At 72.0% G+C, this 16065-nt stretch carries 12 protein-coding genes and 1 pseudogene; 11 read left to right on the top strand and 2 right to left on the bottom strand.

Annotation, left to right across the window (positions count from 1 at the left end):
- The first annotated feature begins 26 nt into the window (after positions 1-26).
- From Q3Y56_RS13680 to Q3Y56_RS13635, 10 genes and pseudogenes are all read left to right on the top strand, one after another.
- A complete protein-coding gene (locus Q3Y56_RS13680) occupies positions 27-1445 on the top strand; it encodes an acylneuraminate cytidylyltransferase (RefSeq protein ID WP_304462202.1) in 1419 nt (472 codons plus the stop codon).
- 239 nt (positions 1446-1684) lie between these two features.
- Positions 1685-2611: an N-acetylneuraminate synthase family protein gene (locus tag Q3Y56_RS13675; RefSeq protein ID WP_304462201.1), complete on the top strand. Its 927-nt coding sequence runs from the start codon at positions 1685-1687 to the stop codon at positions 2609-2611.
- 141 nt (positions 2612-2752) lie between these two features.
- A complete protein-coding gene (locus Q3Y56_RS13670; protein ID WP_304465599.1) occupies positions 2753-4027 on the top strand; it encodes a hypothetical protein in 1275 nt (424 codons plus the stop codon).
- Positions 4028-4368: 341 nt separating this feature from the next.
- Positions 4369-5576, top strand: a pseudogene (locus Q3Y56_RS13665) (amidohydrolase).
- 205 nt (positions 5577-5781) lie between these two features.
- Entirely contained in the window at positions 5782-6822 is a 1041-nt protein-coding gene (locus Q3Y56_RS13660; protein WP_304462200.1) for a BMP family protein, read from the top strand.
- 154 nt (positions 6823-6976) lie between these two features.
- A complete protein-coding gene (locus Q3Y56_RS13655) occupies positions 6977-8599 on the top strand; it encodes an ABC transporter ATP-binding protein (protein ID WP_304465598.1) in 1623 nt (540 codons plus the stop codon).
- A gap of 47 nt (positions 8600-8646) precedes the next feature.
- Positions 8647-9756, top strand: coding sequence for an ABC transporter permease (locus Q3Y56_RS13650; RefSeq protein ID WP_304465597.1), 1110 nt, complete (start codon positions 8647-8649; stop codon positions 9754-9756).
- Positions 9753-11042, top strand: coding sequence for an ABC transporter permease (locus Q3Y56_RS13645; RefSeq protein WP_304462199.1), 1290 nt, complete (start codon positions 9753-9755; stop codon positions 11040-11042). The genes Q3Y56_RS13650 and Q3Y56_RS13645 overlap by 4 nt, the downstream gene beginning before the upstream one ends.
- A 5-nt stretch (positions 11043-11047) precedes the next feature.
- Positions 11048-11443, top strand: a complete 396-nt coding sequence (locus Q3Y56_RS13640; RefSeq protein ID WP_304465596.1) for a cytidine deaminase — start codon at positions 11048-11050, stop codon at positions 11441-11443.
- A gap of 97 nt (positions 11444-11540) precedes the next feature.
- Positions 11541-12818, top strand: coding sequence for a thymidine phosphorylase (locus tag Q3Y56_RS13635; RefSeq protein WP_304462198.1), 1278 nt, complete (start codon positions 11541-11543; stop codon positions 12816-12818).
- Between the two features lie 16 nt (positions 12819-12834).
- On the opposite strand, the gene Q3Y56_RS13630 is transcribed toward Q3Y56_RS13635, so the two are convergent.
- Positions 12835-14328: an alpha/beta hydrolase gene (locus Q3Y56_RS13630; RefSeq protein WP_304462197.1), complete on the bottom strand. Its 1494-nt coding sequence runs from the start codon at positions 14326-14328 to the stop codon at positions 12835-12837.
- A 133-nt stretch (positions 14329-14461) separates the two neighbouring features.
- On the opposite strand from Q3Y56_RS13630, the gene Q3Y56_RS13625 reads away from it, so the two are divergent.
- Entirely contained in the window at positions 14462-15190 is a 729-nt protein-coding gene (locus Q3Y56_RS13625; protein WP_304462196.1) for a transporter substrate-binding domain-containing protein, read from the top strand.
- Between the two features lie 138 nt (positions 15191-15328).
- On the opposite strand, the gene Q3Y56_RS13620 is transcribed toward Q3Y56_RS13625, so the two are convergent.
- Positions 15329-15970 (bottom strand): helix-turn-helix domain-containing protein, encoded by a 642-nt coding sequence (locus tag Q3Y56_RS13620; RefSeq protein ID WP_304462195.1) that lies wholly within the window; start codon positions 15968-15970, stop codon positions 15329-15331.
- Positions 15971-16065: the final 95 nt, after the last annotated feature.

The raw sequence follows: 16065 nt of genomic DNA, 5'->3' as shown, positions 1-16065 counted from the left end.
GCCCCGACGGCCTCGAAGGAGCCGCAATGCCGACCGTCCCCGAGCGGCGCGTCGTCGCCGTGATCCCCGCCCGCGGCGGATCCAAGGGCGTGCCCGCCAAGAACCTCGCCTCCGTGGGGGGTGTGCCGCTGGTCGCCCGCGCCGTCCGCGAGTGCCGCGCGAGCCGCCTGGTGACGGACGTGATCGTCTCGACCGACGACGCGGGGATCGCCGCCGCCGCGCGGGGCGCGGGCGCCGAGGTCATCCAGCGCCCCACCGACATCGCGGGCGACACGGCCACCAGCGAGGCCGCCGTCCTGCACGCGCTGGACGCGTTCGAGAGCAGGCACCGGACCACCGCCGAGGTCGTGCTGCTGGTGCAGTGCACCAGCCCGTTCATCGTCCGGGAGGACGTGGACGGCGTCGCGGCGGCGGTGCTGGAGGACGGGGCCGACAGCGCGCTGACCGTGGCCCCCTTCCACGGCTTCGTCTGGCGCGACGCGGCGGACGACGGCGGCTTCGCCGCGTACGGCACGACGGCGTACCCGGTGACGCCCGCGCCGGGCACGGCTTCCGGCGGTGTCCCGAGCGCGCGGTCGACGGCTCCGGCGGGAGCCGTACCGGCGGCGGCGCGGCGCGCCGGGGCCGGCTCGACGGGCGTCGCGGACGGATCCGCCGGGGCGGCACAGAACACCGGCACCGGTGCCACCGGCGCGGCCACCGGCCCCGTCGGCACCGGCGAGGACGCCATCGGCGCCTCCCCGGCCTCCGCCGTCGCCGGGCCCCCCGTCGTGCCCCCTGCCGCCGAAGGCGGCTACGGCGTCAACCACGACAAGTCCTTCCGCCCCCGCCGCCAGGACCGCCCCCAGGACCTGCTGGAGACCGGCGCCGCGTACGCCATGCGCGTCGACGGCTTCCGTACCGAGAAGCACCGCTTCTTCGGCCGTACCGCCCTGGTGCGCACCGACGCCGCCCGCGTGCTGGAGATCGACGATCCGCACGACCTGGCGCGCGCCCGCGCCCTCGCACCGCTGCTGGACGCCCCGCGCCCCGGCAGCCTCCCCACCCGCGACGACATCGACGCGGTGGTCATCGACTTCGACGGCACCCAGACCGACGACAGGGTGCTGATCGACTCCGACGGACGGGAACTGGTCGCCGTGCACCGCGGCGACGGACTCGGCATCGCCGCGCTGCGCCGCGCGGGGCTGGCGCTGCTGATCCTGTCCACGGAGCAGAACCCGGTCGTCGCCGCGCGTGCGCGCAAGCTCGGCATCCCCGTGCTGCACGGCATCGACCGCAAGGATCTCGCACTGAAGCAGTGGTGCGAGGAGCAGGGCATCGCCCCGAGCGCGTGCTCTATGTCGGAAACGACGTCAACGACTTGTCGTGCTTCGACGTGGTCGGTTGGCCGGTGGCGGTGGCCACGGCGCACGACGTGGTGCGCGGTGCCGCCCGAGCGGTGACCTCCACACCAGGAGGGCACGGGGCGATCCGCGAGATCGCCGCGTGGCTCCTCGGAAAGGACCTGTCCTGACCCGACGTCAGGGGCCCTGACCCGACGTCCGGGGCGCCTTCACCGTCACCCCCTCAAGTAACGGCGCGCACCTCAGAACCGCGCACACACCAGGCGCCGCAGCGCAGCCCAATCGACTCTGTTCCGCCCCGGCCGCACCAACGGCCGGGACCTCCCGAAAGGTTTCACGTGAGCTCCAACATCCGCCTCCGCACCCTCGGCCAGAAGATCGCCGGCCCCGGCCGGCCCGTCTACGTCACCGGTGAGATCGGCATCAACCACAACGGCGACCTGGAGAACGCGTTCAAGCTGATCGACGTGGCCGCCGACGCCGGCTGCGACGCGGTCAAGTTCCAGAAGCGCACCCCGGAGATCTGCACCCCGCGCGACCAGTGGGACATCGAGCGCGACACGCCGTGGGGCCGGATGACGTACATCGACTACCGCCACCGGGTGGAGTTCGGCGAGGACGAGTACCGCGCCATCGACGAGCACTGCAAGAAGCGCGGCATCGACTGGTTCGCCTCCCCGTGGGACACCGAGGCCGTCGCCTTCCTGGAGAAGTTCGACCTCCCGGCCCACAAGGTCGCCTCCGCCTCGCTGACCGACGACGAGCTGCTGCGCGCGCTGCGCGCCACCGGCCGCACGATCATCCTGTCGACCGGCATGTCCACCCCGAAGCAGATCCGCCACGCGGTGGAGGTGCTCGGCAGCGAGAACATCCTGCTGTGCCACGCCACCTCGACGTACCCGGCCAAGGCCGAGGAACTGAACCTGCGCGTGATCAACACCCTGCAGGCCGAGTACCCGAACGTGCCGATCGGCTACTCCGGCCACGAGACCGGTCTGCAGACCACGCTGGCCGCCGTCGCCCTCGGCGCCGTCTTCGTCGAGCGCCACATCACCCTGGACCGCGCGATGTGGGGCTCGGACCAGGCCGCGTCCGTCGAGCCGCAGGGCCTGCAGCGCCTGGTCCGCGACATCCGCGTCGTGGAGGAGTCGTTGGGGGATGGTGTGAAGAAGGTCTACGAGAGCGAGCTCGGCCCGATGAAGAAGCTGCGCCGCGTCGCGGGCGTCGTCGCCCAGGCGGGCGACCGCGAGCCGGCCGCGGTCTGACGGGACGACACGGCACTGGACACAACGGGACCGGAACTGGACAGGACTGACAGGTCACTGGTGGAGACGACACCGGCCGGGCCGCCGAGCGGCCCAGCGTCCCCGGACGCGGCGCGTACCCCTGCGCGCCGCGTTCGGCCCCTGCCGCGCGACGCGGCACGTCGGCCCGAGACCCTCGCCTTCGTGGAGAGTCCGGTCCAGTTGCTGAACGTCCTGGAGTGGGCCTACACGGACGCCCTGCGGGCGGCGGACCCGGACCCGCCGCCCGCGCCGGGGCCGGCCCCCGCCGGGCCCGGGGCCGCCCCGGCCCCGGGGGCCACCCCGGACCCCGGGGCGGTCCCGGGCCAGGGGCCCGAACAGCCTCCCGCGGACGGCGCGGACGACACGGGCGGCGGGGATGGCGGGGACGCCACCGCCACCGGCACCAGCGGTGCCCCCGTGCTCGGCGCGGCCGTCTCGAGCCTCACCATCGTCGTGCTCTCCCCGCACGACCCCATGACCCGCGGCCAGCTCCGCCGGATGGCGGAACTCGCCCGCGACGAGGGCGTCACCGTGCGCTGGGAGGAGGCGCGCGGCGGGGCGGGCGCGCCGTTCCGTACCGTCGGCGGGCTCTCCGGCCCGTTGCGGCGCGCCGACCGGATCGTCATCGGCGATCCGTTCTCCCGCTACGTGCAGCTCCTGCTGACCCTCACCCGCGCCCGCGACCTGGTCGTCGTCGACGACGGCACGGCCACGATGGAGTTCATCTCCCAGCTGGCGCGCGGCGAGCGCCTCGTGCGCTGGCACCGGCGCGGCAGCGGCCGAGGGGCGCGTGACGTCGTCTTCGCGCCCGTATCCGCTACAGCGCGCCGTCGGCTCACCCCCGGCGGGGACCGCCGGGTCGAGGTGTTCAGTTCGATGCCCGTCGAGCCGCCGCCGGGCGTCACCGTCACCCCGAACTCCTTCGCCTGGACCCGCGCCCGGTTCGGCCCGCCGCGCCTCACCCAGGGCACCGACCTGGTCGGTACGTCCCTGGTCGAGACCGGTGTGGTGGACCTGGACCGCTATCTGGAGGCGGTCGCCGAGCTCGCCAGGACGCACGGCGCCACCCGCTATTTCGCGCACCGCCGTGAGAGCGCGGACAAGCTGCACCGGGTGAGCGCGGAGATCGGGCTGGAGGTCGTACGGCCCGATCTGCCCCTGGAGCTGATCGCCCGCCGCGGCCCCATAGGGCGCACGATCCTCAGCTTCCCGTCGACGGTGGTCCACACGCTGCCGCTCGCGCTCGCGGGCACCGGCGTGCGGGTGGCGGTCTGCGACGTGGATCCGGCCTGGCTGACGCGCGACGCCTCACCGCGCGCCCAGGGCTTCCTCTCCGGTGTCACCGGTACGGCCCGCGACGTGCACCGCCTGAAGTCGGCACCGTCCACGCCCTGACCGTCCGGATCCTGAGGTCCGTCCACGCCCTGAGTCGTCCACGCGTCCACACTCTGAGAAGTCGCCCAGCTCACCTCAGCCCCCGAAAAAGACGCGGTATACCCCTGACAAGGCAGATCATGCGCGAACAGGCCGGGTTTCCGTCCCCTATGGGGCTGAAATTTCATTGATCGCACCCCAGGCGCCGCGTGGATCGGCATACGCTTCATCGGGTGAACCACGTGATGTCCCCTGCGACGAGTCCCGAGGCCGTCACCGCCGTCGAAGCCGCCGCCGCTGTCGCCACGGTCGACGCCGCGGCCGCCGCTGACGCCGTGACCGCCGTCGCCTCCGCCGACGCCGTGACCCCCGTCGACGCGGAGCCTGCCGGCACGCTTTCCGAGGCGCTGCGGGAGGAACTCATCGCGTTCCGCCGTGAGTTGCACCGGTACCCGGAGCTGGGCAACTGCGAGTTCCGTACCACCGCGGCGATCAAGGCCCGGCTGGAGCAGGCCGGGCTCAGCCCCCGGGTGCTGCCCACCGGCACCGGACTGGTTTGCGACGTCGGCCCCACGGAAGGCCCCGCCGCCGCGCGGCCCATGCTGGCGCTGCGCGCGGACATCGACGGGCTGCCCATCCCGGACACCAAGGACGTGCCGTACCGCTCGACCGTCCCGGACCGGGCGCACGCCTGCGGCCACGACGTGCACACCACCGTCGTCCTCGGCGCCGGTCTGGTCCTGGCCGAAATGCATCGCGCGGGACGGCTCCCGCATCCCGTACGGCTGCTGTTCCAGCCCGCCGAGGAGGTGCTGCCCGGCGGCGCGGCCGAGGTGGTCGAGGCGGGCGTGCTGGACGGCGTCGGCCGGATCCTGGCGGTGCACTGCGACCCCAAGGTGGACGTGGGCCGGATCGGGCTGCGGACGGGGGCGATCACCTCGGCCTGCGACCGGCTGGAGGTCGCGCTGAACGGGGCGGGCGGACACACCGCGCGCCCGCACCTGACCACCGACCTGGTGACCGCCGCCGCCAAGGTGGCCACCGAGGTGCCCGCGCTGCTCGCCCGGCGCGTCGACGCCCGCTCGGGGCTCGCGGTGACCTGGGGGCGGCTGGCGACCGGCCACATCTGCAACGTCATCCCCGAGCGCGCCGAGCTCTCCGGGACGGTCCGCTGCCTGGACCTGCCGGCCTGGCGGGAGGCCCCGGACCTGGTGCACGCCGCGATCGACGAGATCGCCTCCCTGCACGGCGCCAAGTCCGAGATCACCTACGTCCGCGGCGTGCCGCCGGTGGTGAACGAGCCGTCCTCCACCGAGCTGCTGCGCCGGGCGATGGTGCTGCGCCATGGGGGGATTCCGTGGAGGACACGGAGCAGAGCCTTGGTGGCGAGGACTTCTCCTGGTATCTGGAACATGTGCCCGGCGCGATGGCCCGCCTCGGGGTCCGGCGGCCGGGTGACACCACGCGGCGCGACCTGCACCGCGGGGACTTCGATGTGGACGAGGGGGCCATCCAGGTCGGTGTGGAGCTCTTCACGGCCGCGGCGATGCTCGACCGTCACGTTCCGTAGCAGGAATGGTCGCTTCCGGTGGCCGAAAATCGGTCCGGACACCCACTTTTACATGATCGACACTTTCTGTAGACGTGGCGGCCAAGCCAGGTTCGCGACGATCCGATAACGGCTTCGAAGCACCCCTTTATCTGACATCTACGCGCGTTACGATGCGGCGAAACCAGCGCCAAAGGAGGCGCTTTCGAGCCGAAGGGGACCCCTCGTGCGCCGGGTATCCACGATCACCGTCGCGGGCATCGCCACCGCGACTCTCGCTTTCTCGCTCACCGCCTGTGGCAGCAGCTCCGAAGAGGGCGGCAAGGACAAGGGCATCGGCCTCGCCTATGACGTCGGCGGCCGCGGCGACCACTCGTTCAACGACTCCGCCGCCAAGGGCTTCGACAAGGCCAAGAAGGAATTCAAGGTCGCGGGCAAGGACCTCACGGCCAAGGAGACCGACACCGACGCCGACCGCTACCAGAAGCTCAAGGACCTGGCGGCGGCCGGTTACAACCCGGTGATCGCCGTCGGGTTCAAGTACAACGCCGCGGTGACCAAGATCTCCAAGGAAGACGCGTTCAAGGACACCGACTTCGCGATCATCGACTCCGTCGTCGATGCCCCGAACGTCACCAGCCTGGTCTTCACCGAGAACGAGAGCTCGTACCTGGCGGGTGTCGCCGCCGCGCTGAAGTCCAAGACCGACAAGGTCGGCTTCATCGGCGGTGACTCCAGCGCGCCGCTGCTGAAGAAGTTCGCCGGCGGCTTCGCGCAGGGCGTCAAGGACACCAAGCCCAAGGCGACCGTGGACGTCCAGTGGGTCGCACCGAACGCGTCCGGCTTCGGCCAGCCCGACCGCGGCAAGGACATCGCCGACGGCATGCTCTCCAACAACATCGACGTGATCTACTCGGCGGCCGGCGGCTCCGGCGCCGGCGCCATCGAGGCGACCGGCAAGAAGAAGGGCACCTGGTCCATCGGCGTCGACAGCGACCAGTACCTGGACCCGAGCCTGTCCGCCTACAAGCACTCGATCCTCACCTCGGCCGTGAAGAACGTCGACGTCGCCGTCTACGACTTCATCAAGAGCGTCCTCAAGGACAAGAAGCCGCTCGAGGGCGCCCAGCGGTTCTCGCTGAAGACCGACGGCGTGGGCCTGTCCTACTCCGGCGGCTTCCTCGACGACATCAAGCCGAAGCTGGAAGACGCCAAGAAGAAGATCATCGACGGCAAGATCAAGGTGGTCGACACCTACAAGGGCTGATCCCGGCCCGCCGAGCACGGCCCGATCACCGGCCGCAGCTCACCACAGCGTGTTCGATGGACCTGGGGGATGACGCACCGTCCGCCAGGTCCATCGCGCGCCGCGCCCCCTAACGCGATCTTTCCGCCGCTGTCCCACCCCACAGGAGTGCGCCATCAAAGCCGCCAAGCCCGTCCCGGGCGAGCCACCTGCCGACGTCTCGGGAGACGTCGCCGTAGAGCTCCACGGAATCACCAAGCGGTTCCCCGGAGTCGTCGCCAACCACGACATCAACCTCACCGTGCGCCGCGGGACCGTCCACGCCCTCTGCGGCGAGAACGGCGCGGGCAAGTCGACCCTGATGAAGATCCTCTACGGGATGCAGCGTCCCGACGAGGGCACCATCGCGATCGACGGCACCCAGGTGGAGCTGCACTCCCCGGCGGACGCCATCGCCCGCGGCGTCGGCATGGTGCACCAGCACTTCATGCTGGCCGACAACCTCACCGTGCTGGAGAACGTCGTCCTCGGCGCGGAGAAGCTGTACGGCATCGGGTCCGGCGCCCGCGCCAAGATCAAGGAGCTCTCCGACGCGTACGGCCTCGGGGTGCGCCCCGACGCCCTCGTGGAGGACCTCGGCGTCGCCGACCGGCAGCGCGTGGAGATCCTCAAGGTCCTCTACCGCGGCGCCCGCACCCTGATCCTCGACGAGCCGACCGCCGTGCTCGTCCCGCAGGAGGTCGACGCGCTCTTCGACAACCTGCGCGAGCTGAAGTCCGAGGGCCTGACCGTCATCTTCATCTCCCACAAGCTGGGCGAGGTGCTGTCGGTCGCCGACGACATCACCGTCATCCGGCGCGGCACCACCGTGGCGTCGGTCGTCCCCGCCGAGACCACCCCCAAGCAGCTCGCCGAGCTGATGGTCGGCAGCGAGCTGCCCTCGCCGGAGGCCCGCGAGTCCACCGTCACCGACGTCCCCATGCTCACCGTCGACGGGCTGCACCTGATGGCGCAGGACGTGGACGGGGTGGAGCGCGCGGTCCTGGACCGGATCAGCTTCACCATCCACAAGGGCGAGGTGCTGGGCATCGCCGGCGTCGAGGGCAACGGCCAGGCCGAGCTCGTCGAGGCCATCATGGGCATGCGCGACGCCGACCACGGCACCGTCACCCTCGACGGCGCCGACATCAGCCACGCGCCCACCCGCAAGCGGCGGGAGGACGGCATCGGGTACATCCCCGAGGACCGCCACCGGCACGGCCTGCTGCTGGAGGCCCCGCTGTGGGAGAACCGCATCCTGGGGCACGTCACCGAGAAGCCCAACAGCAAGGGCGGCCTGCTGGACCCGGCCGCCGCCCGGCGCGACACCGAGCGGATCGTGCGCGACTACGACGTCCGTACGCCCGGCATCGAGGTCACCGCGGCCTCGCTGTCCGGTGGCAACCAGCAGAAGCTGATCTTCGGCCGGGAGATGAGCCACCAGCCCAAGCTGCTGATCGCCGCCCACCCGACCCGCGGCGTGGACGTCGGCGCGCAGGCCCAGATCTGGGACCAGATCCGCGAGGCCCGCCACGAGGGACTCGCCGTCCTGCTCATCTCCGCGGACCTGGACGAGCTGATCGGCCTGTCCGACACCCTGCGCGTGATGTACCGCGGCCGGCTCGTCGCCGACGCCGACCCCGCCACGATCACCCCGGAGGAGCTGGGCTCGGCCATGACCGGCGCCGCGTCCGGCCATCTGGAGCACCACGAGACCCCCACCGACGAAGGTCAGGGCGCCGGGGGAGAGGACCGATGAAGACCACCGAGAAGACGCAGGCCCCGACGGGCTCCTCGCAGTCGATCCTGCGCAGGATCGACAAGGAGCGCGTGGTCCTGGCGATCGCGGCGCCGCTGCTGGCCCTGGTCGCGGCGTTCCTGCTGACCGCACTGGTGCTGGCGGCGACCGGCAAGGAGCCGTTCAACGCGTTCAGCATCATGTTCGAGTACGGCTCCAAGTCCGACAGCCAGGTCTACATCCTCAACAAGGGCACGGGGTACTTCCTCGCGGGCCTCGCGGTGGCCGTCGGCTTCCGGATGAACCTGTTCAACATCGGCGTGGACGGCCAGTACCGGCTCGCCGCGTTCCTCGCGGCCGTCGTCGGCGGCGCCCTGTCGCTGCCCGGGTTCGTCCAGATCCCGCTGATCATCCTCGTCGCGATGCTGGTCGGCGCGATGTGGGCCTCCATCGCCGGCCTGCTCAAGGTCTACCGCGGCGTCAGCGAGGTGATCAGCACGATCATGCTGAACTTCCTGGCGACCACGCTGATCGGCTACCTGCTGGTCGACGGCCGCCTCGCGGTCCTCGACAAGGAGTCCGGCGTCGTCTCCACCGAGCCGCTGCCGGAGTCCAGCCACTTCTTCACCATCCCGGCGGGCCCCGGCCTCGACCCGATCTGGGGCTTCATCGTCGTGGCGGCCCTGGCGGGCCTGGGCTACTGGTTCCTGCTGGCCCGTACCCGCTTCGGCTTCGACCTGCGCGCGGTGGGCCGCTCCGAGTCCGCCGCCCGCGCCAGCGGCGTCGACGTCAAGCGCATGATCATCACCAGCATGGTGCTCTCCGGCGCGGTGGCCGGCCTGGTCGGCATGCCGACCGTGCTGAACGACACCCACCAGTTCACCGCCGACTTCCCCACCGGCGTCGGCTTCACCGGCATCGCCATCGCGCTGCTCGGCCGCAACAACCCCGTCGGCATCGCGCTGGCCGCCGCGCTGTGGACCTTCCTGGAGCGCGGCGCGGGCAAGCTCGAGTTCGAGGGCTACGACAAGGAGATCGTCGGCGTGATGCAGGGCGTGATCGTCCTGTGCGTCGTCATCGCCTACGAACTGGTGCGCCGCTTCGCGCTCAAGCGCCAGCAGCAGCGCGTCGGCGCGGAACTCGCCGCCCAGGCCAAGAAGAAGGAGGTGGCAGCATGAGTGCCACGGCTACCACTCCCAAGTCCGCCACCTCGGTACGGCCCGAGGCGCCGCGCCGGCTGACGTTCGCCAAGGTGCTGCTGCTCGTCGCGGGCGCCCTGGTCCTGCTGTCGGTGGTGAGCGCACTGGTCTCGGCCAAGGACCAGAACGCGTTCTACAGCATCACCTCCTCCGGGCAGGTCGCCGCCGCTCTGTCCATGGCGGTCCCGATCGGACTCGCGGGCCTCGGCGGCCTGTGGGCCGAGCGGGCCGGCGTGGTCAACATCGGCCTCGAAGGCATGATGATCCTCGGCACCTTCTTCGGTGCCTGGGCGGGCTACCAGACCAGCCCCTGGGTCGGCGTCCTGGCGGGCGTCCTCGGCGGCGCGGTCGGCGGCCTGGTGCACGCCATCGCCACCGTCACCTTCGGCGTCGACCACATCATCTCCGGTGTCGCGATCAACATCCTGGCGCTCGGCGCCACCAGCTACCTGGCCAAGCGCTGGTTCGGGCCGCTGGAGGCGGAGGGCGGCAGCCCCAGGCAGTCGCCGAAGGTCGACGACATCCAGGACTTCACGGTGCCGGGCCTGTCCGACTGGCTCGCCGACGTCGAGAAGCACCACTGGTTCTTCGTCTCCGACGTCGCAGGTCTCCTCGGCGGCCTGGTCACCGACATCTCGGCCCTGACGCTCGTCGCCATCGCGCTCTTCGTCGGCACGTTCTTCGTCCTGTGGAAGACCTCGTTCGGCCTGCGGCTGCGGTCCTGCGGTGAGAACCCGACGGCCGCCGAGTCCCTCGGCGTCAACGTGTACCTGTACAAGTACGCGGCCGTGGTCACTTCCGGCGCGCTGGCCGGTCTCGGCGGCGTCTTCCTCGCCATGGTCCGCTCGCACATCTACAACGAGGGCCAGACCGGCGGCCGCGGCTTCATCGGCCTCGCCGCCATGCTCTTCGGCAACTGGCGCCCCGGCGGCCTGGCCATGGGCGCGGGCCTGTTCGGCTACACCGACGCGCTCCAGCTGCGCAACGGCGGCCCGACCGTCCACGCCCTGCTGCTCCTGGCCGCGATCGGCCTCGCGCTCTTCGCCGCCTGGAAGGTCTACCGCAAGGCCATGGTCGCGGCCGCGGTGAACGCCGGCGTCGCCGCGGTGCTGGTCGTCTGGTACGCGTTCACCGACACCGTGCCGAACGAGCTGGTCAGCGCCACCCCGTACCTGGTGACGCTGCTCGTCATGGCCCTGGCCGCGCAACGGCTGCGGATGCCCAAGGCGATCGGCAGGCCCTACCGCAAGGGACAGGGCAAGTGAGCGACATGAGCACCGCCCCCGACTGGGAGGCGCTGCACGCGGAGGCCCGGGACGCGATGTCCCGGGCCTACGCCCCGTACTCCGGCTTCCCGGTGGGCGCCGCGGCCCTCGTCGACGACGGCCGCGTCGTCAGCGGCTGCAACGTGGAGAACGCGGCGTACGGGGTCGCGCTGTGCGCCGAATGCGGTCTGATCTCCGAGCTGTTCGCCACCGGCGGCGGCCGCCTCACCGCGTTCGTCTGCGTCGACCGGCACGGCGCCGTGCTGATGCCGTGCGGCCGCTGCCGCCAACTGCTGTGGGAGCACGGCGGCCCCGAGCTCCTGGTCGACACGGCCTCCGGCATCCGCCCGCTGGCCGAACTGCTGCCGGACGCTTTCGGCCCGAACGACCTCCAGCGTTAGGGTCTACACGCGTCACCCTCCCCGTAAGAACCTTGCGTCGAACGCGCGATCAGAAGGGCTGCGCGTCATACGCGCGATCAGAAAGGCTGCCCGCACCATGGACGCCATCTCCGTCATCCGCGCCAAGCGCGACGGCGGCCGCCTCACCGACGGCCAGATCGACTGGATCATCGACGCCTACACACGCGGCGAGGTCGCGGACGAGCAGATGTCCGCGCTCGCGATGGCGATCTTCCTCAACGGCATGGACCGGGCGGAGATCGCCCGCTGGACCGCCGCGATGATCGCGAGCGGCGAGCGGATGGACTTCTCCTCCCTCCCCCGCCGGACCGCCGACAAACACTCCACCGGCGGCGTGGGCGACAAGATCACCCTCCCGCTGGCCCCGCTCGTCGCCGCCTGCGGCGCGGCCGTTCCCCAGCTCTCCGGCCGGGGCCTCGGCCACACCGGCGGCACCCTCGACAAGCTGGAGTCCATCCGAGGCTGGCGCGCGCTCCTCTCCAACGACGAGATGCTGAACGTCCTCCGGGACGTCGGCGCGGTCATCTGCGCGGCGGGCGACGGCCTCGCCCCGGCCGACAAGAAGCTGTACGCGCTGCGCGATGTCACCGGCACCGTCGAGTCCATCCCGCTGATCGCCTCCTCGATCATGTCCAAGAAGATCGCCGAGGGCACGGGCGCCCTGGTGCTGGACGTGAAGGTCGGCTCCGGCGCCTTCATGAAGGACATCGAGTCGGCCCGCGAGCTGGCGACGACGATGGTGGGCCTCGGCACCGACCACGGCGTCAGGACGGTCGCCCTGCTCACCGACATGTCCACCCCGCTCGGCCTCACCGCCGGCAACGCCCTCGAGGTCCGCGAGTCGGTCGAGGTGCTGGCGGGCGGCGGCCCGGCGGACGTCGTGGACCTGACCGTGGCCCTGGCCCGCGAGATGCTGGCCGCCGCGGGCGTGACGGGCAAGGACCCGGCCGACGCCCTCGCCGACGGCTCCGCGATGGACCACTGGCGCCGCATGATCGCCGCCCAGGGCGGCGACCCGGACGCCCCGCTGCCGGTCGCCCGCGAACAGCACGTGATCACGGCCGACGCGACGGGCGTCCTCACCGCGATGGACGCGTACGCGGTGGGCGTCGCCGCCTGGCGCCTGGGCGCGGGCCGGGCCCGCAAGGAGGACCCGGTGCAGGCGGGCGCGGGCATCGAACTGCACGCGAAGCCGGGCGACACGGTGACCGCAGGCCAGCCCCTGCTGACGCTGCACACCGACACCCCGGAGAAGTACGACTACGCCCTCGCGGCCCTGGACGGCGCCGTCGAGATCGCCGCCCCGGGCACGGAGTTCACCCCGAACCCGATCGTGCTGGACCGCATCGCCTGACACGGCTTCCGATCGCCTAGCGGCAGTAGATGTCGCGGCCGGGCCGTTCCCCCGTCGCCAGATAGCGGGAGACGGTCCGGTCGCCGCACGCGTTGCCGTTGGCCAGGTAGGAGTCGTGGCCACTGGCGTCCACGGTCACCATGGTCGCGCGCCGGCCCAGGGCCTCGCGCAGCTTCAGAGCGCCGCTCAGCGGGCTGCCCGGGTCGCGTTCGTTCTGTATGAGCAGGACGTTGGACGGGCCGCGGTCGGTGATCCGTACGGGAGCCTCCTTCGGCGGGTACGGCCAGGCGGCGCAGAGCATCGCGTTCCTCGGCATCCCGGCGGTCAGCGGATACCTGGCCCGGCTCTCGGCCACGTCCTTCTCGTACGCGGCGGGCGACGTCGGCCACGCGATGTCGTTGCAGATGGTCGCGGAGCCGACCGCCACGGAGTTCTGCAGCACCGACTCGGGCGGCGCCGGGGGCGCGGGCGGCACGGTCCCCTTCCGGGCGGCCAGGATCAGCTTGGCCAGCTCGGGGTAGTCGCCGGGCGCGTAGAGGCTGTTGAGCAGCGTATGGCGCAGCACGTTGCCGTTCAGCTCCGCCGGGTTGGCGCCGGGCCAGGGGATCGGCTCGCGGTCCAGCCGCGCGGCGAGACGCAGGAACAGCGGGCGTACCTCGGCCGCCGTCTCGGCCACCCGGTCCGGGTTGCCGGGCTTCGACGCCCACGCGGCGAAGTCGGGGAAGGTGTCCTCGACGCCGGCCTCGTGCGCGGCGATCCAGGCGCGGGAGACGCGCGTGTGGTCGGGGTTGTCATTGCTGTCCAGCACGACGCGGTCCGTGCGGTGCGGGAAGAGCTGGCCGTAGACGGCGCCGACGTACGTGCCGTACGAGGTGGCCCACGCGGACAGCTTCCGTTCGCCGAGCGCCGCCCGGACGCGGTCGATGTCGCGGGCCTCGTTGGCCGTGCTGATGTGGCGGATCAGCTCACCGCCGTTGCGCGCGCAGGCGTCCGACGTCCGCTGCGCGGCGGCGAAGTTCTCCGTGATGGATCCGTCGGGGGCGGGCCAGGGCCGCAGCCCCGATACGGCGAGGTCGCGGTGCTCAAGGCCGCAGGTGACGGGGGTGGAGCGGCCTAACCCCCGGGGATCGAAACCGACCAGGTCATAGGCGTCCCGCACGTCCTGCGGCAGCTTCTGCCCCTTTCCGGAAGGGGCGTCGAGACCGGACCCGCCGGGTCCGCCCGGGATCAGGAGCAGCACGCCGCGCCGCGCCTCCGGCTTCTCGCTGGGGATACGGGAGACGGCGATGCTGATCTTCTTGCCGCCGGGGTCGGCGTAGTCCATCGGCACCTCGACGGTCGCGCACTCCTGCCGCGGGTCGAGCCCGCGCCCCTCGCACTTCGCCCAGTCGAGGGACGTGGGCGCGTGCGGAGGCCCGACGGTCGACGCCGTGGCGGTGAGCGGTGCGGTGAGGCCGAGGACGGCGGTGGAGGCGGCGAGCAGAGCGGCGTTTCGCTTGGACTTCGTCATACGGACCAGCCTCGCCCGGCTTCCGCGCCCGCGGCATCCTGCCAACTGGCGGATGTGGATGGGGGTTTACCCCCACAAGCCCCCTAGGGCACGCCCCCGAACGGGGCCCGGCAGCGTGTCCTACACTCCGCCCATGGGGATCACGACTGCTGCTGCCGTCGCCGAGGACCTGGCGCCGAACGGCGTACTGCGGGCCTCGATCAATCTGGGGAATCCGGTGCTGGCCCAGGGCACGCCGCAGGCGCCGACCGGCGTGACGGTCGACATCGCGCGTGAGGTCGGCGCGCGGCTGGACGTGCCGGTGGAGCTGGTCTGCTTCGACGCCGCCCGGAAGTCGTACGAGGCCATGGCGGCGGGCCGGGCCGACGTGTGCTTCCTGGCCATCGAGCCCGCACGCGAGGCCGAGGTCGCCTTCACCGCCCCGTACGTCGTGATCGAGGGCGTGTACGCCGTGCCCCACGACTCGGCCCTCACCACGGTCGCCGACGTCGACCGCGCGGGCGTGCGGATCGGCGTGAAGCGCGGCTCGGCGTACGACCTCTACCTCTCCCGCACGCTCCGGCACGCGACCGTCGTGCGCGGCGAGGAAGGAGTCGGCGCGTTCCGCGCCGAGGGCCTGGAGGTCGCGGCCGGCATCAGGCAGCCGATGACGGAGTTCGCCGCGGCGCATCCCGAAGTCCGGCTGATCGAGGGCCGGTTCATGCAGATCCGGCAGGCGGTGGGCACGACCAGGACCCGGCGGCCCGAGACCGTCTGCTTCCTCCGCGACCTGGTCGAGGAGCTGAAGGCCGCCGGATTCGTCGCCGACTCCCTGCGCCGCGCGAACCAGCCCGACACCCTGGTCGCCCCACCCGCCGCCTGATCAGCGCGGCGCGGCCCTCCTGACGGAGAGGGCGCGCCCTGTGCGGTGTGCCGGCACGCGCCAGGGCGGCGGCGCGTACCGTCACGCGCCAGGGCGGCGGCGCGTGCCGTCACACGCCGGGGCGGCGGCTGCGTGCCGTCACGCGCCATCGCCCCGCAGCGTGTCCGCCACAGCTCCTTCGCCGGATACCCGGACCGCTCCGGAAGCCACCGCCTCCGCCACCGTCATCGCGTCCCGCGCCAGCTCCGCGCACACCTCGCCGTCCAACGCCAGTGCGGCGTCCGCGCGTTCGGCGGGCCCGTCCCCGTACGTCGGCTCCGTGTCCGCGGCGAAGCGGAGGTGGAAGACGCCCTCGGGCAGCCGCACCTCCACCACCCCCGCCCGCGTCGCCAGCGGCGCCCGCAGCCGCAGCATCAGCGGCACCGCGAACCAGTGCGCCCGGACCGCGTCCGTCGGGCGGCGTTCGGCGAGACCGTCCGCGCCCCAGTCGGCCAGGGCGCTCAGGACCGGCAGCAGGGCGCGGCCGCGTGGGGTGAGTTCGTAGACCGAGGCCGACGCGGGCGGGGAGAGCCGGCGGCGGGTGAGGATGCCGTCGCGCTCCAGGTCCTTGAGGCGCGAGGCGAGCATGTCCGTGCTGACGCCCGGCAGATCGGCGTGCAGGTCGGTGTATCTGCGGGGTCCCGCCAGCAGTTCCCGCGCGATCAGCAGCGTCCACCGGTCACCGACGGTGTCGAGGGCCCGCGCGATCGCGCAGTACTGGGCATAGCTTCGGCGTGGCATGCGCCCCAGTCTAGACATGTGGTTGGACTTTCCAAGTGGCGACTTGGTAGAACCAAGTAGGTCGTCGTCATCGGGCGACGTGCGGGAGGACGGGA

Origin of the sequence: Streptomyces sp. XD-27 (assembly GCF_030553055.1) — a bacterium.
Classification (GTDB): domain Bacteria; phylum Actinomycetota; class Actinomycetes; order Streptomycetales; family Streptomycetaceae; genus Streptomyces.
This window is presented reverse-complemented; position numbering and strand designations above follow the sequence as displayed.

Excerpts from the sequence above, each read along its gene's own strand:
- Q3Y56_RS13625 (WP_304462196.1), top strand. The coding sequence starts at position 14,462 with ATGGGGATCACGACTGCTGCTGCCGTCGCCGAGGACCTGGCGCCGAAC.
- Q3Y56_RS13620 (WP_304462195.1), bottom strand. The coding sequence starts at position 15,970 with ATGCCACGCCGAAGCTATGCCCAGTACTGCGCGATCGCGCGGGCCCTC.
- Q3Y56_RS13680 (WP_304462202.1), top strand. The coding sequence starts at position 27 with ATGCCGACCGTCCCCGAGCGGCGCGTCGTCGCCGTGATCCCCGCCCGC.
- Q3Y56_RS13640 (WP_304465596.1), top strand. The coding sequence starts at position 11,048 with ATGAGCACCGCCCCCGACTGGGAGGCGCTGCACGCGGAGGCCCGGGAC.
- Q3Y56_RS13635 (WP_304462198.1), top strand. The coding sequence starts at position 11,541 with ATGGACGCCATCTCCGTCATCCGCGCCAAGCGCGACGGCGGCCGCCTC.
- Q3Y56_RS13630 (WP_304462197.1), bottom strand. The coding sequence starts at position 14,328 with ATGACGAAGTCCAAGCGAAACGCCGCTCTGCTCGCCGCCTCCACCGCC.
- Q3Y56_RS13645 (WP_304462199.1), top strand. The coding sequence starts at position 9,753 with ATGAGTGCCACGGCTACCACTCCCAAGTCCGCCACCTCGGTACGGCCC.